The sequence below is a fragment of the Sphingobacterium thalpophilum genome (assembly GCF_038396785.1).
GTDB classification, from domain to species: domain Bacteria; phylum Bacteroidota; class Bacteroidia; order Sphingobacteriales; family Sphingobacteriaceae; genus Sphingobacterium; species Sphingobacterium thalpophilum_A.
The window spans coordinates 4,723,030-4,744,861 of the sequence record NZ_CP151087.1 but is presented as its reverse complement, the minus strand read 5'-3'; the positions used below and the strand labels follow the sequence as shown (position 1 = coordinate 4,744,861).

The window sequence follows — 21,832 nt, the reverse complement described above, 5'->3', positions numbered from 1 at the left end:
TTATCGCTTCACAAACTTGGCTGCACACCAATTATTTAAAACTTTATTGGAGATAAACTCAAAACCCAATGTGGTCGCCGCATCGCTTAAGATTGCTAAATCTTCCTGCTCATAGAAACCACTTAGGTACAGCTCACCCCTTGTACGAATGCTCAGGGCATACTGAGGTAATTGTTCTAAAAGAATGTTACGGTTAATATTTGCCAAAATCACATCAAAGACCCGACCGGCCAAAACTTCGTAAGATCCACAGAGCGCTTCGATATGCTCAACATGATTGAGTGCCCTATTTTCGATTACACTTTCAACACATATCTCATCATAATCCACAGCCAATACAGCATTCGCGCCTTTTTTTGATGCCAAAATGGCCAGTATCCCTGTACCGCAGCCCATGTCCAAAACCTGCTTGCCCATAAAATCATTCTCCAAAATATACTGAAGCATCATCGAAGTTGTTTGATGATGGCCTGTTCCAAAAGACATCTTCGGATCTATAATGATTTCATAGGGAAACTCAGGTTTGGCCTCATGAAAAGTTGCACGCACATAGCATTGCCCTCCTACCTCTATTGGGTTGAAATTGCTTTCCCACAATTTATTCCAATTCTGATTTTCTATTTCCTGTATCTTATAATCGACCTCCAGGCCTTCATAAGGTTGAAGCATCAGTGTTTCTAATGCTTGCAAGTCAAGATTTGCAGCTGAAATATAAGCTGCAAATCCAGATTCGGTATCCTCAAAAGTATCAAAGCCAATATCAGCCAAATCAGATATCAACAAATCCTTCTGCCATTCTTCACCTGATCGCATTTGAAAGATAACCTCTACGTATTTCATTTCTAAAAATTAGCCGTTAAATACTTTAGCGATATCAATAAAATCTCTCGATTTTAAAGAAGCACCTCCAATCAAACCACCATCGATGTCGGCTTGAGCAAACAAATCTTTTGCATTACCTGGATTACAAGACCCTCCATATAGAATACTTGTATTATCAGCAATCTCCTGACCATATTGATCAGCTAACACCTCACGAATAAATTTATGAACCTCCTGTGCTTGCTCAGGGCTAGCTGTCAAGCCAGTACCAATTGCCCAAACTGGTTCATATGCCAACACCACAGCTGCAAAAGCTTCTTTAGACAAGTGGAACAATCCATCTGTCAATTGTGTTTTGATCACATCAAAGAAAGCTCCAGATTCGCGTTCCTCTCTTGTTTCTCCAATACAGAATATTGGGGTTAAATCATGCTTTAATGCAATATCCACTTTAGATGCCAACAATGCATCAGTTTCACCAAAATAAGCACGTCTTTCAGAGTGACCTAAAATAACATGTGAAGCACCTACTGATTTTACTTGTGAAGCCGAAATCTCACCTGTATAAGCACCCGACTCCGCTTGGTGAATATTCTGAGCACCAATATTTACATTCGCGACATTTTTAGACAGTTGCCCAAGACTTGACAAATGAATAAATGGACTACAAACAACCAATTCCTGGTTTCCAATCACTTCATCTTTGGCCATATTGATAATTTCAGAAAACAAGCTCAATCCTGATTGATAGTCTAAATTCATTTTCCAATTACCAGCTACGATTTTTTTACGCATGATTTTACGATTTAATTATATTTTTTGTTAAGTTGATTCAATTTATCTTTAATCTGCTCCGTGAGCTCTTCCCCTTTTGATGCATACAGCGTCTCCAGATATGCCATAAACTTATCAAATTCATAAGTCTGAGCACCTCCGTCAAACACCCAAGCAAATGACGGTACAAATTTAGCATAAAAACTTGTATCTGCTAGCATGCTTGCAATTCCAATTACTGTTCCTGTATTTAAAGCCGAATTGATGCCAAGGCGAGTATAGTCTCCAATAAAGGCACCGCATTTTAAAAGACCTGTATCCCGAACACTATCTAATGCATAATCGTAAATTGAAACAGTCTTTAAGTTATTCTTCAAATTGGAATTAGAGGTACCAGCTCCTAAATTACACCAATCTCCTATTACCGAGCACCCTAGATAACCATGATGCCCCTTGGCCGAAAAATCACCAATGACCGAATTCCCGATCTCTCCCCCAATAACACTCTGCTTCCCTACCGAAACATTCCCATAAATCGTAGCGCCCATTTTTACAACGGCTCCTTTACCAAGATATAATGGACCACGCAAATGCGCGCCCTCCATAATTGTAACATCTTCATCGATATATATGGGACCTTGTAGGGTATTGAGCGTAGCACATTCCATGCTAACGCGATCAGCTACATAAAGATCATTACCCAACAATTGATTTGTTCCAGATATACTGGACGACTGAACACTTTGTACCAGATGATTGAAATCATGTGTTATTTCAGTTCCTGTGAGCAAAAACAGATCTTCTATCCCTTTTAATAGATCAACGGATATATCAACCTCTTGCACACGATAAGAGTCTATATGTGTATAACAACAAGCTAAAACGTATCCGTCCTGTACAAGGACCTCTCCTACACGCAAGCGCTGTAGAAGCTGTAATAAGGCTACTGACGGAATAACGTTCTCAGACACCCATATAAGCCCCTCCTTATCCGCATCGTTGGCAACATAGTGTACATCAAATTTTAAAGCTAATTTTGCCCATTTCTCCCGTAAAGTCAGTATACCAACCCTAAGGTCCAAACAAGATTTCACGAAAGTAAATGGATAAAGACTCTTTCTATCAAAAGTAGTTAATGGGGAGCTAAGCTTATCCAACAATTGGATCGAATCAAAGCAATCTGTAAAGAAGATTTTCACAAATTAAAAATAACAAAAAAAACCCGACAAATTATATTTATCGAGTTCTTAATATTGTAATATACAGATCTGCTACAATTATTTTTTGTTGTAACGGTTACGGAATTTGTCGATACGACCAGCAGTATCAACCAATTTCATTTTACCTGTATAGAAAGGGTGTGATGTATGAGAAATCTCTAATTTTACAACTGGATACTCATTTCCGTCTTCCCATGTAATAGTCTCTTTTGTATCAACACAAGATTTTGTAATAAAAGCATAGTCATTTGACATATCTTTAAATACAACTAATCTGTAATTTGAAGGATGCAAATCTTTTTTCATTATTATTATGATTACGTATATTCAATTATTGAGGTGCAAAGATAACTTATAAAAATGTAACTTACAACAATTACGAAGAATAATTAGTTGAAATTTTCCACATTTTGGTTAACAGCACTTATCAAGGGCACAAATGTAACAATCTTTATCCTAACCAAAGAATAATTTTGTTTATCGACTTTTTTACCTAACTTAACTTACTACAATTAAATCACTTACATAATTATGAGCAAATTAGATGAAAAAATTGCTGCATATGTTGCAGAATCAAAAAAGCTAGGCTTATCATTAGATGAAGCATTTATTGCAAAAGTAACAAAAGGAATAGGACCTTCCATTTACAATGCAGACTCGGAAACCATTGCTGCATCAGATCCCGAAGAACTTAACCGTGTCAAACAAAACTTTTTGATCAAAAAATTAGGTCTAAAAGATGGCCCTGATTTAGACAAGGCACTAGAGGAAGTGATTACCGCTATTGGCAAATCCAATAAAAATAAATACCGTGTATTAGTATATGCTTTATTGGCAAAGAAATTCAAAAAAGAATCTGTTTACCAATAAGCATCACCTTTTTTCACTCAACTCCTAACCAAAGACCATTTCTCCAAAAAACTCAGGGAGATGGAAATTAGGAGTTGGGTTTTCTATTTTATTCCAAGATATAAAATGTGGTTGTTTGAGATGATCACCACATTTGTAAAAATTCCCATGTATCCGTTTACCTTTCAGGTCTACAACATCGTCAAACTGAAATACAGCAAGTGGAATGACCTCAATCATACTCCATCGCTTATCGGAACCATTACGCTCAATTAAAGAGTAAGTACGCACCTGTTCTAGTGTTGTACTATCCAATCGATTTCTATTTGCCTTTTCGGCCGGACCATAACCGATCAAGCCTGTTCCAATTAGATTAAATTCCAGGTTATAATAATGTTCGCGTCCATCAAAAGAAATAAAGAACTCCACACAGCTATCTTCCCATACATTTTGATTTGTTTCGGAATAATTACCCCGAAGTTGTTCTTCGACGACATCATATTGCAACACAAGATACTCCTGGGTATAGCCAATCTTAAATTGTACCTCAGGTTTATACGGGAAAGATTCGCTCCAGTTATTAAACTCCAGCGAATGCGATTCAAAATTGTTCAAGAGCTTCGACAAAGTATGATAATCAAGTGTATTGGCCAGCTCCGCTGCGATAGGCAAAATGGTTAGTTTTTTCATTCGAATATTTTTTTACAGAAAAAAGAAGCTTCATCTACGCGATGGAAGCTTCTCAATATGATTAAAGGTATAAAATTGTTAAATGCAATCAAAAACTACCTTCCGCATAAATGCTTCATTCTTTTCCATCTCTTCAACCAATTTCAATTGCGTATTTGTACGCACCAGATTATGGTCATCATATTTAGTTTTGTAGTAATGATCTCCTTCCAAATAGTCCGTTAAGAAACGTACTCCTTGCATATAGGGCAATAAGATGGCCCCATCGACTAATGTTTCTTTCTCTAAAGTTGTCAAGAAGTCATTAGCTTCCTCCAAATAACCTTCGGCATAGGCCTTATATAAGGCAAGATTTAGCAGAATTTTCGAAACATCCATCTCATCTTCGGCAACAGGGTTAATAATCGTCCGAATCGCATCTCCAAAATCGTATGCCACATAGCCTGGCATAACTGTATCCAAATCGATCACACATTGCATCTTATCGTGGCGATCTAAGAGCACATTATTAAACTTGGTATCATTATGTGTAATGCGCAGTGGAAGTTCCCCCTTGTTACCAAGTTCAAGAATGGTTTTCATTCGATCTTCACGACTAAAGATAAAATCCAATTTGTCCTTTACCGACGCTACACGTTGGCACACATCTTTAGCGATTGCTTTTCGAAGATTTTCAAGTCTAAACTCTATATTATGAAAGTTTGGAAGTACTTCAACGATCAACGAAGCATCTAAATCCGACAGCTGTTTTTGAAACAACCCAAAAGCACGGCCACCTTCAGCTGCTTGGACTTCAGTCTCTACAATATCATAGCTTTTCGTATCCTCTATGAGAATAAACATGCGCCAATAATTATCCTGACTATCTTTTATATATAATTCCCCACCTTTTGTAGGAACAATTGTCAATACATGATCGCTGATTCTTTTTCCTTCAGCGACTTTAACTTTTTTGCTAAGATGCTTGGTGACAATCTCAATATTATGCATTAATCCATCCACGTTCGGAAAAACATGGTGATTAATACGTTGTAATAAATGCGATATACCGCTATCTACAGTAGTAACTACACGATAGGTATCATTGATATGACCAGAACCAAACGGTTGCACTGAAATGATATCTCCTTCTAATGTGAATTGTTTTGCTGCGCTCTCTACTACTAATTGGTTAAAATCAGACATTAAACTATGTTTTTTAAATCATCAATGTGCTTGCAATATCACAAATTGAATTAATAAATGATAATTTTTATTTCAATCAAACGTTTGCATGAAATTTAATAAAATTAAGCAAACGTTTGCACTTTCATTTATCCCAAATGAAATAATATATTTGTTAATAGTACCCAGTCTCAAAGACTGTTTTCAAACAAGTAAATAACTAATATACAAACTCCTTATATCTCAAAACAATGGATAGAAGAAATTTCATAAAATCGACTGCCATCACTACAGCTGGAATCGGTGTCCTTTCAAGTACAGAATTATTTGCCCAAACAAATGGCAAGATAAAAATCGGTTTTATTGGTGTGGGTCTTAGAGGACGTAATCACGTTCAAATTGCCCTAAACAGAGATGATTTAGAAATTGTGGCTGTCTGTGACACCCAAGAAGAATCTCTAGCACAATGCCGTAAACAATTCAACGCAAAAGGCACCAAACTTCCAAAAGAATATACTGGTGGCGTTGATGCTTACAAAAAGATGTTAAGCAATGAAAAATTAGATGCTGTCATTATTGCAACACCTTGGCAATTCCACAAAAACCAAGCTATTGACGCAATGAAAGCTGGACTATACGTAGGTTGCGAGGTTATAGCAGGTCTAACGCTACAAGATCACTGGGATATTGTGAAAGTATCCGAAGAAACCGGAAAGCCTTACATGACCCTAGAAAATGTGGCGTTCCGTCGTGACGTACTTGCTGTATTGAATATGCACAGACAAGGACTATTTGGTGAATTGTTGCACCTGGAAGGCGGTTATCAACACGATTTACGCGAAGTATTATTCAATGACGGAAAAGCGTATTATGGCCATGGCGTTGAATATGGCCCGAAAGCGATTTCTGAGGCACAATGGCGTACACAGTTCAATATCGATCAAGATGGTGATCTATATCCTACCCACGGTTTAGGTCCAATTATGCAATTTGCAGATATCAACAAGGGTAACAGATTCACCCATATCACTTCGTACTCAAGTAAAGCCCGTGGATTGGCAGCCTATGTCAATAAAGTTTCCCCAGGACACCCCAACGGTAAGATCAATTACAAAAATGGTGATATCACACAAACGATGTTACAATGTGCAAATGGAGAAACCATGTTATTAACGCATGATACACACTTGCCAAGACCTTACTCTATCGGCTTCCGCGTACAAGGAACAGATGGTATTTGGATGGATGTTGCAAAAGGTATTCACATCGAGGGTAAATCCAAACCACACACGTGGGATTCTGCAGATGAATGGGTAAAGAAATACGATCACCCAATCTGGCAAAAATATGAAGCGGTAGCAAATGGTTCTGGTCATGGTGGCATGGACTGGTTTGTATTCAATGCGTTCATTCAGGCAGTAAAACAAAAGGTACAGACGCCAATTGACGTATATGATTCAGTAACCATGAGTGCTGTATTCCCATTATCTACCGAGTCTATTGCAAAAGGAAATAAAACGTTGGAATTCCCTGATTTCACAAAAGGAAAATGGAAAACCAAGAAAAATACTTTTATGTTAGATGACAGTGGAATGTAATTGAAAAAACATTCTTATTATTATAAAAGCCGTATTGAAAGATATACGGCTTTTTTTATGGATGCTTGACATAATCATAATAATCCTACTTTTTAGCTGGTCTTTTCCGTAAATTAGCACTAGCAAACAACTTTTTCAACTCATTATGCTTACCGAAGCAATTATTATTTTAGTCCTGATTATTCTAAACGGAATACTATCGGCATCAGAAATATCCATCGTATCCAGCAGAAAGGCAAGGCTACAGGCTGAAAGCGATAAAAACAATGCGGCAGCCAAAATAGCGCTAAACCTAAAAGAATCGCCTAACAACTTTCTATCCACTGTACAAATAGGCATTACCCTTATCGGCATTCTAACCGGTTTTTTTTCTGGTGGTAGTATTTCCACATATCTAGTCGGCATATTTAATAAATCCAGTATTATAGCCCCCTATAGCGAACAGCTCGCTGTAATCATTGTCGTCTTTATCATCACCTACTTTTCGTTGGTGCTTGGTGAATTAGTCCCCAAACGTATTGGTATGGCTATTCCGGAGAAGTATGCCATGCTAATCGCTTACCCGATGAACCTGCTCAGCAAAATCGTACGACCATTTGTATGGCTACTCAGTATGTCGACAGAGTTTATTGTCAAAATACTCAATATCAAGAGTAGCGGCAATAGTGTCACGGAAGAAGAAATTAAGGCGCTAGTAGACGAAGGTGTCGACAGTGGTGTCATCGAAGGTATTGAGCACGATATCGTCGACCGTCTATTGAGTTTAGGGGACAAAAAAGCGGTCAACCTAATGACTCACCGCAAAAACATTGTTTTTTTGGATCTGGAAGATTCTTTTGAAGAAAACAGAAAGATCATACTGGACAACGATCATTCCATCTACCCGGTCTGTGAAGGTGGACTCGACAATATTAAAGGTGTTGTTCATGTAAAGTCCTTACTACGACAATGCCTCCAAAACGAACCATTTGATCTAAGAACGCTCATGTTACCCATCAAATTTGTGAACGAATTTAGCTCATCTTATAGCATCATGAATACCCTGCGCACCTCCAGTATACATCAGGCGGTTGTCATTGATGAATATGGTTCGCCACAGGGAATTATTACGTTACGGGATATCGTTGGCGATTTGGTAGGTAACATCACAGAAAGCGACCTAAGTGCCCGACCGACAATACGTCAATTGGAAAACGGCGATTATGTTGTCGACGGACAATATCAGATCGAGGACCTTTTGGATGAATTTGAAATCGGTCTTTCTGAGGAAGACGAAGATGAGATCAACAATGTAACTACTGTAGGAGGCCTAGTGTTCCTAAGATTAGATCACGTGCCCGAAGAAGGCGAACGTGTCCGATTTAAAAATCTAGTTTTCGAAGTGCTTGATATGGATGGACACCGCATCGATAAACTACTTTTGAAAGTGGAGGAATAAAAGAATATAAAAAGCGGTTGGTTGATCGATATACTGATCAGCCAACCGCTTTTATATGCTCACCTTCTACAACAATTTAGTTGATGCCGTGCATCATTTTTTTCAATAAGGGGTTAAAGATGATCAACAACAATGCAGTAACTCCCGGAACTATTGCAAATATCATAAAGAAGTAAGACATCGAATGTTCTTCTGTAATGCGATCAATGTATGACCCTAAAAATCCACCGATAAAATTGGCAATTGCCGAAGCACAGAACCAGCAACCGAAAAGAAGCCCTAAAAATTTCTTTGGGGAAAGCTTACTAACATAAGACAAGCCAACAGGTGAAAGACAAAGCTCCCCTGCTGAATGAAAGAAATAGGCGATCACCAACCAAATCATACTCACAGACGCTGTCTTTGCTCCTTGAGGAATCTCGCTCGCCCCATAAGCTAATGCTGCAAATCCAATTCCCACCAATATTAAACCTAGTGCAAACTTAACTGGTCCCGAAGGATTCCAGACCTTCTCCCAGAATTTGCTAAATGACGATGCAAGTGAAATAATAAAAAATGCATTCAATATTTGAAACCATGAGGCTCCAACTTCCGATCCGGTTATTCCAATTTCTCGAAATACTTTCCATAAGCCTAAGCACCAAATGATACCAAATGAGACAGCGGTAAATAAAATAGTCAATGGATACTGTTTATATATTTTTCTAGCCAATGCTGTTAAAACGATCGTCACAATAACGATAGGCACAATAGTCAAAATAGTATCAATCCATTTAAATGTCACTGCTGAACTTCCAGACAGGACCCTTTGTGTATAATCCTTTGCAAAGATAGACATGGATCCGCCCGCCTGTTCAAAAGACAGAAAGAAAACCACACTAGCCAACATAAATATGGTGACAACGATTAACCTATCACGGACAACATGTGCAGGAATGACCTCTTCCTCCTCTTCGTGATTTTTGATCTTTTTTTCATGGTAAGCCTGAAGTGCTTTGGGTGAATCTCCGATAATTCCAAAGATCTTTTGTCCAAAATAGAATTGCAACATACCAAAGAACATAAATACTCCGGCAAGCCCGAAACCATAATGCCAACCAATTTTTTCGCCGATATACCCACATAGAAGCATTCCCAAAAATGACCCGGCATTGATGCCCATGTAGAATATGGTATACCCTGCATCTTTTTTAGGACTTTGATCTGGATAAAGATTTCCCACCATAGAAGAAATATTAGGCTTAAACATCCCGTTACCCAAAATCATTAACACAAGACCCAGATAAAAGAAATTGGAATTCACACCCTCAAATGCCATAGACAGGTGCCCCAATGTCATTACCAAAGCGCCTATCAAAATCGCCTTCTTAAAACCGGTTAGCTTATCCGCAATCATTCCACCGATCAATGGTGTTAAATAGACAAAACCAGTATACAAACCGTAAAGTTTCATGGCACGTTCGTTACTCCATTCCCATCCCCCATCAGCAAGGGAACTTATTAAAAATAAGGTCAACAATGCCCGCATACCGTAGTAACTAAACCGCTCCCACATCTCTGTAAAGAATAGCACAAATAATCCGGCAGGATGCCCATTTACCATCTTGTCATCGATCCCCTGCTTAGCAAGATGTGCTACAAGAACTTGATCTTTTTCTTGATTCATATAATCTCAATAATTGTTTTATAACTCAGGTTTTGTTTTTATTTTGATAAAAATCGCTTGAAGATACACTATTTTTCTATGAATTAATCAATTCCATGCATCATCTTTTTTATTTTTTTGTTGCCTAGAATAAGAAATACAGCAGCCACCATAGGGATCACTGTAAACACAGCAAAGAAGTAAGACATCGAATGAGATTCTGTAATCTTATCAATATATGACCCAATAAAGCCCCCTATAAAATTAGCTATGGCATTGGCACAAAACCAAAAACCAAACAATAAGCCCAGGAATTTTTTTGGCGATAGTTTACTGACATAAGAAAGTCCGACCGGACCAATACATAATTCGCCCACTGTATGAAAAAAGTACGCCAATACCAGCCAGATCATACTAACAGAGGCCGTCTTTGCACCGGTAGGAATCTCAGAGCTTCCAATAGATAAAGCTGCAAAACCGACTCCAACCAATGTCAGTCCCATTGCAAACTTAATCGGACCAGAAGGATTCCACACTTTCTCCCATATCTTACTAAATGATGTGGCCAGGGTAATGATAAAGAAAGAATTTAACATCGGAAACCAGGATACCGTAACTTCGGAATTCATACCATAATATTCCCGATAAACTTTCCAAAGACACAAAGACCAAATGATCACAAAAGAAATACTCGAAAAAAGTATGATCATAGGGTATTTACGTACGATTTTCTTTGCTAAAACAAACAGTACTCCGGTAATTACCACAATCGGCAAAACCGTCAATGCAGCATCCAACCATTTAAATAAAACCGCCACTTCACCACTCAATACCCGTTGTGTATAATTTTTCGCAAAGATCGTCATCGAACCACCTGCTTGCTCAAAAGCTAAATGGAAAACAATACTTGACAACATAAAAATGGCTATTACCAGCAAACGATCACGAACAATATGCTTTGGATTTTCTTCTTGACCACCCGCAATATCGGTTAACTCGTCTTGTTTCTCGGGTGTATTTCCAATTTTTCCGAAAATGGGTTGTGCAAAATAGAACTGCAACATTCCCAAAAACATAAATACTCCGGCTAGCCCAAAACCATAATGCCAGCCGATCTTCTCACCAATATAACCGCATAGCATCATTCCTAAAAACGCTCCCCCGTTGATGCCCATATAAAAGATGGTATAACCCGCATCTTTTTTACCTCCTTTATCCGGATATAATTTCCCTACCATCGAAGAAATATTGGGTTTGAACAATCCATTTCCCAAAACAATCAGCACCAAACCCGCCAAAAAGAAGCTTTTATTAAATCCCTCTAAAGCCATAGCGATATGTCCCAGCGTCATAATTATAGCTCCGACCATAATGGATTTTTTATATCCTGTCAGGCGATCGGCTATAATCCCACCGAACAGTGGCGTTAAAAACACCATCCCGGTGTACAAACCATAAAGCTTCATGGCCTCGGAGTTGGTCCAACCCCATCCTTGTTGGGCAATGGTAGAAACCAGAAAATTTACCAACAGCGCCCGCATACCATAATAGCTAAAACGCTCCCACATCTCTGTGAAGAATAATACAAACAAGCCGGCAGGATGCCCTTGTACCAATACTTGTTCAGCCCCTACTTTTTGCAAATGGGTTTCAAGAACAGCATTTTTTTCAAAATTCATGTTTTTTTTTAGTCGTTATTTTTCAAAATAAGGTAGTGCGATTTCCATTTATAAAATATACCATCGGTAAACGGAAAAATCCGATGATCCTCTACACAAAGAAAGAGGTTGTTCACCCGTCTTCATATACTCAAGCAAGATAGTGAAGATTTTAATAGGTTTCTAACGAATCGACTGCAGTTTTTTTCGTTGTTGCATCAGAGCAATACTTCAATTAAAATCTATTTAACTAGTCGAGTTCCTTCCATTTCCTGAAAAGAACTCGACTAGTTAAATATTAGATCAAAGGGCGCAAACGTTCCAGTAATTTTTTAGTAGCAAAAATACCCTCTTCTTCGCTCAACTTACTTCCCTCATATTCAATCCCCACATAACCTTTGAATTTTGCTTTCTTAACAATCTTCAACATACGCTCATAGTCAATTTGCGTTTCATTTCCATTGGCATCAAAATCATGTGTTTTGGCACTCACACCATGTGCATAAGGCATTAGATCCGTCACACCTTGATAACGATCATACTCATAGAAATTACCAAGATCAGGTAAACTTCCACAATATTTACTACCCACTGCTTTTAATGTATTAGCCAACCAGTCACCATGTGAAGAGATACCACCATGGTTTTCTACAATAATGCTAATCCCCGCTTTTTTACCAATATCAGATAGCGTTGTTAAACTTTCAACAACACGTTTACTCACTTCCTCAGGAGTCCCTTTTCCAGCCGCATTGACACGGATTGCATGACAACCTAAGAAATTAGCTGCAGAAATCCACTTATAATGGTTTTGCACGGCTTGTTTTCTCTTTGTTTCATCTTCATCACCGAGATTTCCCTCACCATCAATCATAATGAGTACATTACGTACACCATTATCTTTTGCACGCATATTTAGCTCAGTAAGGTAGTTATTATCATTAGCCTTATCCTTAAAAAACTGATTCACATATTCCACCCCATAGATACCGTATTTTTTGGCAGCTAATACCGGAAAATCCAAATTGTTCAAATCTCCCTTGAACAAGGATTTATGCAATGACCATTCAGCCAAGGAAATGTCAAACCAATCTTTCTTTGCTGCCGCAAAACTCTCCAAAGAGGGAGCTAATGCTATACCAGCAGACGCTAGTGCAAGGTTTTTAAGAAAATCTCTTCTTGAATTCATGTGTTTAGATTTAATGTGTTATTTAAATATTTCCCCAGCCAGTAGTCAACACATCAACGAGGTGCATCGTCTGAATGGGTAATTTATGTTTATCGATATAAGATTGAAGCTGTAGCAAACAAGATGAATCAGTGGAAATAATATAATCCGCATTCAGATCAAGTGCATTGCGCACTTTTTGCTCAGCCATTGCCGCGGATATTCCTTCGAATTTAACGGCAAAACTACCCCCAAACCCACAACATGTCTCGCTATCTTTCACCTCCACCATCTCCAAACCTAAGACCTTACTCAATAATTTCCGTGGTTCCTCTTTAATCTTGCACTCTCGCAAAGCCGAACAAGAATCGTGGTACACCGCAACACCCTCAAGCTCAGCTCCAAAATACTCTTTTTTTAGCACGTTTACTAAAAAATCAGAGATTTCCATAACCTGTTGCTGTATTTTATGGCATTGATGGGAATCTGCCGAATTTGCGAATAAATCATTATAAGCATGTCGTACCATACCGGTACAAGACGCAGAGGGAGAAATAATCACATGATCTCCTGAGAAATCACCTAAAAACTTCCGTCCGACCTGTTTTGCATCATCCCAAAATCCAGCATTATAGGCAGGCTGGCCACAGCATGTCTGCTCAGGATTATAGACAACCTCGCAGCCGACCTTTTCTAATAAACGAACCGTATTAAAAGCGGTCTCAGGGTAAAGCTGATCTATAAAACAAGGAACAAAAAGTTCTACTTTCATATGCAATTCAATCAATAAAATTAAGATTTATTGGATACTAATATCCGGATCAAAAGTAACAATCCAATTACAAAAAATAAAGAAAGAACCAATGCCGAATATCGAATATTATGTGTAACCTGTTCTATAAACCCGAATGAGAATAATCCAATGACAATGGCAACTTTTTCTGTGACGTCATAAAAAGAGAAGAAAGCAGTCGTATCTTTGATATCCGTCGGAATTAATTTAGAATAGGTTGAACGCGATAAGGACTGAATCCCGCCCATAACTAAACCGACCAATGCAGCAATGATATAAAACTGAAGTGGAGTAGATAAATAAAAGGCCGAAATACAGATGCCGATCCAGATCATTACCACAACGATCAACACCTTGATATTCCCAAAAAGCGTAGATAAATAAGACATTAAAAATGCACCTAAGATAGCTACAAGTTGAATGAGAAGAATGGTAGCTATCAACCTTTCTGCGCCTAAATGCAAAATTTTCTCCCCAAAAGAAGAGGCGACAATCATCAAAGTCTGAACACCAATTGCATAAAAGAAAAAAGCCGGCAAAAACTGTTTTATTTCAGGAATACCTTTGATCTTTTGGATAACATGGCCGAATTCATCCCGTACATTCTGAACGAAACTCTTACCTGTGTTATTCTCGGTTGCTTCGATTTTAGGCAGGTATTTAAAAGGAATCATTGAAAACCCAAGCCACCACAATCCGACCATTAGAAACGATATACGGGCCGGTAGTGAAGCATCTGTAATACCAAACCATTCAGGCTTAAGAACCACTACAAAACAAAGAATCTGTAAAGTGACACATCCAATATAACCATAAGCAAAACCTTGCGCACTCACCTTATCTTGTTGATCGACAGTTGCCAAAAGCGGTAAATAAGAATTATTAAACAAAACACCGCCAATATACCCCATCGCTGCAAGTACAAAACAGATGATACCAATTTCCAAAGTTTCAAGCTTGAAGAAAAATAAGCACATACATGCAACTGCTCCAACATAAGTGAAGAATTTCATAATCTGTTTCTTTTTTCCTTTTGCATCAGCGTACGAAGAAATAAAGGGCAAAGAAAAAGACATCAACAGATAGGCAAAAGCCAAAGAAAAATTGGAAAGTGCGGTATTGACGACTTCAATCCCAAAGAAACTAACAACATCACCATGCTCTTTTGTTGTAGTAATTGCGGTATAGTAAACAGGGAATATCGTGGAAGTAATAACAAGGTTGTAAGCAGAATTGGCCCAATCGAACATGGCCCAAGAACGAATCAATTTCTTATTGTTTTTTACAATTGCTTCCATTTAAATTGGCTTAATAAGTTTGACGAATATAAGTAATTATTTTAGCCATTTCTTTACGAATTGCACTTGCTCGATCATCTATATAATTATTGTTCATAAAAGAAAATGCCAAGCGCCTTCCTGTCCGTGTGATCAAATAACCACTTTGATTATAGACAGATGTAATCGTTCCCGTTTTAGCAAAAACAAACGGTTCTCCGAGATCTTTGCTATAGGTACGTTTCAGGGTACCATCTACACCTCCGGCCGGAAAAAGACGAAAACGTTCCTTCTCATCCGGCAACTTATTTTTCAAGACGACCAATAGATCGACATTATTTTGCGGAGTCACCTTGTTATAGGACGACAAGCCCGATCCATCAAAAATGGCAACCTCAGCTGAAAAGTATTTATAAACGTTATTCTTCATCCAGTCCCGCACCAAGTAAGTATCAAATTGACCGAATTGTTTCCACGAACACATCATTAAAAACTGTTCAGCAATAAAATTATCACTTGGCAACATCATTTCACGGATTAAATTTTTGGTACCACCGGAATAGAGTATCTTGGTATTGCTTGGTTTTTGGTAAGACAATAAGGTCACGGATTTACCTAGACTATCCGACAATAATTTAATAAATAAACTATCAGAATAGATAAATGGAACTTCATTGACATAGCCGCTCGGAACGGGGCGTTTGGACATCCAAAAGGAATTTGCACGAAATGAACGGGAAAGTTCAAAATCACCTAACTTAGGTTCGGGCAAAAAATCCAGTGAATTTTGAAAACTAGCTGGAGAAGTTGATAAATAATTATAACCTTTTTGTCGAAAAGTGACCACATTGCCATAAATAGGAAATGTACTGATTTCAGGCTGATAATAAGCTTCAAAATCTTCCATCGCCCAACCATGCGCAAAGAATTTATTCTTCATTGTCCCTGGCACAACAAAAATGCGTTTATTCGTATTTTTCAAAAAGTTGTACACCACCCGGGTATCTAACCGATTATGCAAAAACGTCGGATCACCTGTCCCCCAGATAAGCAGCGAGTCTCCACGTTCCACATACTCCAAACCAGGTATTGAATCCCCCAACAGTGCTAGAGCAGCATAGGTGGTATACATTTTTGTATTGGAAGCCGGTGTAAAATGCTTATTGCCGTTTATGTCCATCACATATTTATTGGCATTTAGGTCGTACAAAGAAAAACCAACAAAATGATCATTTAATATTTTAGACTCTTGAAATAGCTGATAAACATCCTCAAAGCTCTGAGCCTTCGCTACAAAAGTAGCCGCCGGCACAAACCAAAGCAGCAACAATGCACTTAAAATTTTTTTCATCAGTTCAAACATACAAAAAACTGCAAGAACTCCCTTTCGTCTATTGCCAAAATTCAGATACAAATCCTTTAAAAAGGAAAGGGGAAGACATTGCCTCCCCCTTTCCTTTTTAAACTATCAAAAATTAATATCCTTGATTTTGTGTCAGAGCTCCACCACTTCTGTCAATCTGCGATTGTGGAATTGGGAAGTAATCATTTTGAGGTTTATAGTTTAAGCCTTTATAGCGAGCCATAAAACCGCCTTCAAACGTTGCGTAGCTTTCCAATACAGTTTTCGCCTCCCCCCAACGCACAAGGTCATAGAAACGATGTCCTTCCATCGCTAATTCTAAACGACGTTCAAAACGAACAGCTTTGCGCGCATAATTTTGGTCTGGGAAAGAAGTATAAGGTTTAACAACATATACCGCCGCTGCTACATTATCGCCAGTCGTTTTAGGAGGTAATTTTGCCGCACGCTCACGAACTGCATTTACCAGATTCATTGCTGCACCTAAATCGCCTAATTCAACCTGACATTCAGCTGCCATTAAAACAACATCAGCTAAACGAATAATATTAACATCCAAGTCAGTAATATATGCCGCTCCTGACGCAGTATGTGTTGCATGCAAACTCTTCGGAATCATTGTTTTTATACCAACAAATGGTCCACCCGAGCTCACCTCACGAATCCATGCATCACCTGGCATGACACCATAATCATAGAAATTCACACCTCTACGGCCAACCGTATAATCTAAACGTGGGTCAAAACGAAGCGTAACATCAAGTTTATATGTTTTCTTTGCGTCATCGGACAAACCGAAATCTGATTTATATGGATTATTTCGATAAGAACCATCTAACAATGGTAATCCATTTGCATCGACTTTATAGGCATTAACCAAATCAATGGTCGGCTGATAGAAACCACAACAACCTACAGGATTACTTCCATTTAATCCAGACAACATATCACCAACATTGGCATTATCACCAGATCCATCTGGATTAATCACATGCTTCGATACCAATAATGCCTCTGGGCCGTCTTTTGTAAGTACATCAAAGTTATTTTGGTACGGCATCGTACGTAGATCCTTTGCACCTATAACTTCCTTAAACAAAACTAACGCATCCGCATATTTTTTCTGGTAGAGGAAAACTTTACCCAGATAAGCTTTCGCGATATTCTGATCCATACGTCCGGCCTGGCTATTGATTTTTGTCGCTGGCAAATTCGCTATTCCTGCTTTTAAATCGTCAATAATCTTCGGAAGTACATCATCCTTATTCGGTTTCGTTTTAGCCTCATCATCTGTTGTGTTCTCATCAACATACGCTAGATTTTTGAAAACACGCCATAAATAAAAATAATAATGCGCTCGCAATACTCGGGCCTCACCTTCTATTTCCTTCGCACGTGCAGCCGTTACCGTTTTTTCACCTGCTTGGTCAGCCTTCAGAATACGCAACGTATTATTTGCCCTTAATACGCCCTCATAATAAACTTCCCACATTTGACTCAGGTTGTCGTTCGAACTATTTGGCGTATGAAATTCGATCATATTCATGTTCGGTTGATCGGTTGCCTCAGATCCTTTATGTGCATTATCTCCAGCAACTTCACCAAACAACCATTGGCTAGGCGCCGAAGAGTAATTCCCCCAGGTACCGTTGACATTGCCGTTTAATATTCCATACACCCCGATAAGAGAGGCCTCTATACCTTTTGAATTTACAATCTGAGACTCAGGCAATTCTGCTTGCGGATCACGCTCCAAAAAAGATTTTCCACAAGAGGCTAATAAAGTCAATGATATACCTAAAACTGTAATTATATTTCTTTTTTTCATTTCAATCAAATTTTAACTTAAATCACTAAACCCTTAAAATCCTAGACTAACACCCAACATATATTGACGAGCCTGTGGATACACACCAAAGTCTACACCCAAGGCTGGGTAAGTCGACGGAGTAGCCGTAACTTCTGGATCAAGCCCCTCATATTTAGTAATCGTAAACAGATTTGTTACCCCCACATAAGCACGGAGTTTCTTGATACCGGTATTATTACCAAAAACACGATTGGTATCGAAGTTATAGCCAACTTGAAGATTTTTCAATTTCAAGAAACTTGCATCCTGTACATAATAGCTCGAAGAAGCATACTCATAGGGTGAAGCATTTCTCACTTGGGAAGGGATCATGCTACCGCTATTCGTTGGACTCCATTCATCCAATACGCGCGTACTTTTTTGACCTCTAAACACACCAAAATCTGTAAAGTATCTCGTAGCTTCATAGTTTTGATTACCCTTTGAACCATAGAAGTAGGCCATAAAATCAAAGTTTTTATAAGCCGCATTGATATTGAATGAATACACAAAGTCAGGATGTGGGCTACCTATAACGGTACGGTCACTTGCATCAATTTTGCCGTCACCATTGACATCCTCAAATTTAAGTCCACCAGCTCTCGACTTTCCATCCTCATATTTAGCGACACTTGCATTGTTCATATCCGCTTCCGAATAAATACCAATTACTTTATAGCCATAGAAAGCACCAAGAGGTTCTCCAGGTTTTAAGATGGAGGTTTCCATACTTCTAAAACTACCGTACACTTGTTGGGTTACTGATGGTGCCAAAGAAACAATCTTGTTCACGTTACGTGAAATAGTAGCGGACAGATCCAATTTAAATGCACTTTCTTGACGTCTACCGTAATGATAATTCAATGAAAACTCGATACCTTTATTTTGCATATCACCAATATTTACATAAGGCGATCCGGCCCGGCCTGCGGCAACAGCAGGTAAAGGCAATAGGTACAGCATGTCTTTCGTCTTTTTATTGTACCAATCAAAAGATCCATCAAAATCACCTTGTGCCAGGGTAAAATCGACCCCAATGTTTAATGCAGATACTTGTTCCCATTTTACGTCCGGATTACTGTAGGCATTGTGCCACATACCGGAAGTCAAGCTTCCGTCAATAGGATATGAAGATGAATTAATAGCGACCTGATAGCGATTCAGATATTGATTGGCTGGAATACGTTGGTTCCCCGTCACCCCATAACCCGCTCTGATTTTTAGGTCCGAGATCCATGACACACCTTTCATGAATTCTTCCTCCGACAAACGCCAGGCAGCACTCGCTCCAGGGAATGTTCCATATTTATTGTTCGGCCCAAAATTAGAAGAACCGTCACGACGCACTGTTGCGCTTAAGATATACCGATCTTTGTAGGAATAATCAACCTTTCCAAACACCGAAAACAAGGAGCCTACAGAACCGCTACCTTCACTGACGCGACCAGTTGAAGCGGCATCCAAGTAAAGGTAATCAAGCGATGACATTGTAAAAAAGCCATTTCCTTTTCCCCTTATTTGCCTATTTCTATTCTGAATAGCTTCCGTACCAGCAAGAATGCTCAACGTATGCGCCTCATTAAATGTTTTTTTATAATTTAAAGTATTTGTCCAAGTCCATTCTTTATTCAGTCCAAAAAATTCATTAATTCCATTGTTAAAACTTCCTTCTGTAAACTCAGGGTTTGGATAGGTATAAGATACACCATTGTAGTTTTCATACTTCATACCAAAACTGCTACGGAAGGTTAATCCTGAGACAATATCAAATTCTCCAAAGACATTCCCGAAAAACATATTGCTCTTATTTTTATTATCCTTGGCACGATAGGCGATAGCAACAGGATTTTCTCCATTACCATACTGTCCGCCAACAGATCCTGCAAAATTTCCGCCCTCATCATATACAGGAATGATATTATGAATACGATACGCAAAACCTAAAGCACTACCTTCACCGATATAGTCCCCGGCAGTATTGGTATTTACTCCCATACCAAATCCTTCCGTAAAACTATATTGCATATTTTCGCCGAAACGTAGTTTATTATTAAAGGCAGAGAAGCGTGTGTTTGAACGAAGATTATATTTTTCAAAACCGGTATGAATAATCGTTCCTTTTTGTTTCAGATAACCACCCGAAATCGCATAGGAAGCATCTTCACCACCTCCTAAAACGCTAAGTTGGTGCGACTGAGTAGGGGCATTTTGGGATAAAGCATCAAACCAGTTGGTTCCGGCCTTATTTGCTTTGGTAATTTGATAAAAATCGCTTCGGCTACTCGCATCGTACTTATATTTTGACATATCCACGTCTGCAGCTGTAATCACATCTTTCCCGCCCACTTTAGGTCCAGCGATAAGGTAATCAGGCATCACATTGTTTGTGCCGTCCAATCTGTTTTCAATATCCAATGTTTGTTGCGGAGACAACATTTTTGGAAAACGCCCACTGTTTGGAACCTGCACACCATAATAAGAGTCAAGGCTAAATTGAGGTTTTCCGCTTTTACCTATTTTTGTGGTAATGATGACAACACCATTATTTGCACGTGAACCATAAATTGAAGCTGCTGATGCATCTTTTAAGACCTGCATCGTCTCAATATCATTTTGATTCAACCAGCTTAACTTTCCTTCATAAGGTACTCCATCAATGATGTAAAGCGGCTCGTTGTTGTTGATCGTACTGTAACCACGAATTTTGATCTGTGGTGTAGAACCAGGGGCACCATCTACTACGATCTGAACCCCTGTTGCCCGCCCTTGCAACGCCTCAACAGCACTCGCCGCCGGGGTAGTTTTCAATTCCTTCACATTGACAACGGCAACAGCACCAGTTAAATCTTTCTTACGCTGCGCCGAATAACCTGTGACAACAACCTCTTCCAAGGCATCTTCTGAACCGCTTAAGGAAATTGCAAGATCAGCTTTCGAAGAAACAGCAACTTCAGTACTTTTGTACCCAATATAACTGATAATCAACACATCGCCCACTTTTGCTTGAATGGTAAATGCACCATTCTCGCCGGTCGACGTCCCGTTACTGCTCCCTTTGACTTTCACAGATACACCAGTAATACCTTGACCTGTAGCAGCATCCTTCACACCCCCCTTGATAGGCGTCTGTTGTACGCTCCTTGTTTTGATTAATGAAACGACTTCAACTTTGCCATGGCTAGTTAATCCACTGGCAAATCCATGAGTGGTCATTCCTCCTCCAATGAGAAGAGAACTCATAATCAGAAACCTCTTATTGAACTTTTGGCCCAATATGAGATCAAAACAGCAATTTTTGTCCGTTTTTTTCATCATAATTTTACTAAATAGGTGGTTTAAAAAAATTTATGTTTATGCTTTAGTTGTTTTAGTTGATATTGGTTGTTATTTAAGTTTTTGGTCATTTTTTTAGGTCTGACGACAACAATGCTATATTATTGGCAGGTTCAGGCCCCTTGGTTATTCATTTTTTTCTAATTTGGTTATTTTTCCAGAAATGTTAAAATCTGTTAAATGAATATAAA

General features: G+C 38.7%; 17 protein-coding genes. 3 read left to right on the top strand and 14 right to left on the bottom strand.

All coding sequences use genetic code 11. The features are described 5' to 3' along the window. The 4 genes from prmA to AACH28_RS20905 form a co-directional block, all read right to left on the bottom strand. Complete coding sequence (prmA, locus tag AACH28_RS20920) at positions 1–840, bottom strand: 50S ribosomal protein L11 methyltransferase (RefSeq protein ID WP_341831406.1); 840 nt, start codon at positions 838–840, stop codon at positions 1–3. 9 nt (positions 841–849) lie between these two features. Next, positions 850–1,617, bottom strand: coding sequence for a triose-phosphate isomerase (tpiA, locus tag AACH28_RS20915; protein WP_070566100.1), 768 nt, complete (start codon positions 1,615–1,617; stop codon positions 850–852). An 11-nt stretch (positions 1,618–1,628) separates the two neighbouring features. Then, the gene (locus AACH28_RS20910) at positions 1,629–2,795 is read right to left on the bottom strand and encodes a putative sugar nucleotidyl transferase (protein ID WP_341831405.1); all 1,167 of its coding nucleotides are present in this window, start codon (positions 2,793–2,795) and stop codon (positions 1,629–1,631) included. 78 nt (positions 2,796–2,873) lie between these two features. Continuing rightward, entirely contained in the window at positions 2,874–3,122 is a 249-nt protein-coding gene (locus AACH28_RS20905) for a type B 50S ribosomal protein L31 (RefSeq protein WP_046671774.1), read from the bottom strand. 225 nt (positions 3,123–3,347) lie between these two features. Here AACH28_RS20905 and AACH28_RS20900 point away from each other — a divergent pair, with 225 nt between their 5' ends. After that, positions 3,348–3,686 (top strand): DUF2853 family protein, encoded by a 339-nt coding sequence (locus AACH28_RS20900; RefSeq protein WP_046671775.1) that lies wholly within the window; start codon positions 3,348–3,350, stop codon positions 3,684–3,686. A gap of 24 nt (positions 3,687–3,710) precedes the next feature. On the opposite strand, the gene AACH28_RS20895 is transcribed toward AACH28_RS20900, so the two are convergent. Both AACH28_RS20895 and AACH28_RS20890 read right to left on the bottom strand, forming a co-directional pair. Next, positions 3,711–4,355, bottom strand: a complete 645-nt coding sequence (locus AACH28_RS20895) for a carbohydrate-binding family 9-like protein (RefSeq protein ID WP_341831404.1) — start codon at positions 4,353–4,355, stop codon at positions 3,711–3,713. A 78-nt stretch (positions 4,356–4,433) separates the two neighbouring features. Further along, positions 4,434–5,540: an aminoglycoside phosphotransferase family protein gene (locus AACH28_RS20890; RefSeq protein WP_341831403.1), complete on the bottom strand. Its 1,107-nt coding sequence runs from the start codon at positions 5,538–5,540 to the stop codon at positions 4,434–4,436. A gap of 230 nt (positions 5,541–5,770) precedes the next feature. Here AACH28_RS20890 and AACH28_RS20885 point away from each other — a divergent pair, with 230 nt between their 5' ends. Beyond that, on the top strand, positions 5,771–7,117 hold the full coding sequence (locus AACH28_RS20885) for a Gfo/Idh/MocA family protein (protein WP_046671778.1): 1,347 nt from the start codon (positions 5,771–5,773) through the stop codon (positions 7,115–7,117). 145 nt (positions 7,118–7,262) lie between these two features. Further along, positions 7,263–8,555: a hemolysin family protein gene (locus AACH28_RS20880; RefSeq protein ID WP_201638674.1), complete on the top strand. Its 1,293-nt coding sequence runs from the start codon at positions 7,263–7,265 to the stop codon at positions 8,553–8,555. A gap of 76 nt (positions 8,556–8,631) precedes the next feature. Here the strand turns inward: AACH28_RS20880 and AACH28_RS20875 are convergent, their stop codons facing one another. The 8 genes from AACH28_RS20875 to AACH28_RS20840 all read right to left on the bottom strand — a co-directional run bounded on the left by AACH28_RS20875 (position 8,632) and on the right by AACH28_RS20840 (position 21,623). Further along, complete coding sequence (locus AACH28_RS20875) at positions 8,632–10,221, bottom strand: peptide MFS transporter (RefSeq protein ID WP_341831402.1); 1,590 nt, start codon at positions 10,219–10,221, stop codon at positions 8,632–8,634. Between the two features lie 83 nt (positions 10,222–10,304). Beyond that, a complete protein-coding gene (locus AACH28_RS20870) occupies positions 10,305–11,879 on the bottom strand; it encodes a peptide MFS transporter (RefSeq protein ID WP_341831401.1) in 1,575 nt (524 codons plus the stop codon). Between the two features lie 277 nt (positions 11,880–12,156). Then, the gene (locus AACH28_RS20865; protein WP_046672364.1) at positions 12,157–13,047 is read right to left on the bottom strand and encodes a TIM barrel protein; all 891 of its coding nucleotides are present in this window, start codon (positions 13,045–13,047) and stop codon (positions 12,157–12,159) included. A gap of 22 nt (positions 13,048–13,069) precedes the next feature. Beyond that, positions 13,070–13,798 carry a (Fe-S)-binding protein gene (locus AACH28_RS20860; protein WP_070566110.1) on the bottom strand — a complete coding sequence of 243 codons (729 nt, stop codon included), beginning with the start codon at positions 13,796–13,798 and terminating at the stop codon, positions 13,070–13,072. Positions 13,799–13,818: 20 nt separating this feature from the next. After that, positions 13,819–15,117 carry an MFS transporter gene (locus tag AACH28_RS20855; RefSeq protein ID WP_341831400.1) on the bottom strand — a complete coding sequence of 433 codons (1,299 nt, stop codon included), beginning with the start codon at positions 15,115–15,117 and terminating at the stop codon, positions 13,819–13,821. Between the two features lie 10 nt (positions 15,118–15,127). Then, positions 15,128–16,447 (bottom strand): D-alanyl-D-alanine carboxypeptidase, encoded by a 1,320-nt coding sequence (locus AACH28_RS20850; RefSeq protein WP_341831399.1) that lies wholly within the window; start codon positions 16,445–16,447, stop codon positions 15,128–15,130. 124 nt (positions 16,448–16,571) lie between these two features. Beyond that, entirely contained in the window at positions 16,572–18,287 is a 1,716-nt protein-coding gene (locus AACH28_RS20845; protein ID WP_341831398.1) for a RagB/SusD family nutrient uptake outer membrane protein, read from the bottom strand. Between the two features lie 33 nt (positions 18,288–18,320). Continuing rightward, positions 18,321–21,623 carry a TonB-dependent receptor gene (locus AACH28_RS20840; protein WP_341831397.1) on the bottom strand — a complete coding sequence of 1,101 codons (3,303 nt, stop codon included), beginning with the start codon at positions 21,621–21,623 and terminating at the stop codon, positions 18,321–18,323. Positions 21,624–21,832: the final 209 nt, after the last annotated feature.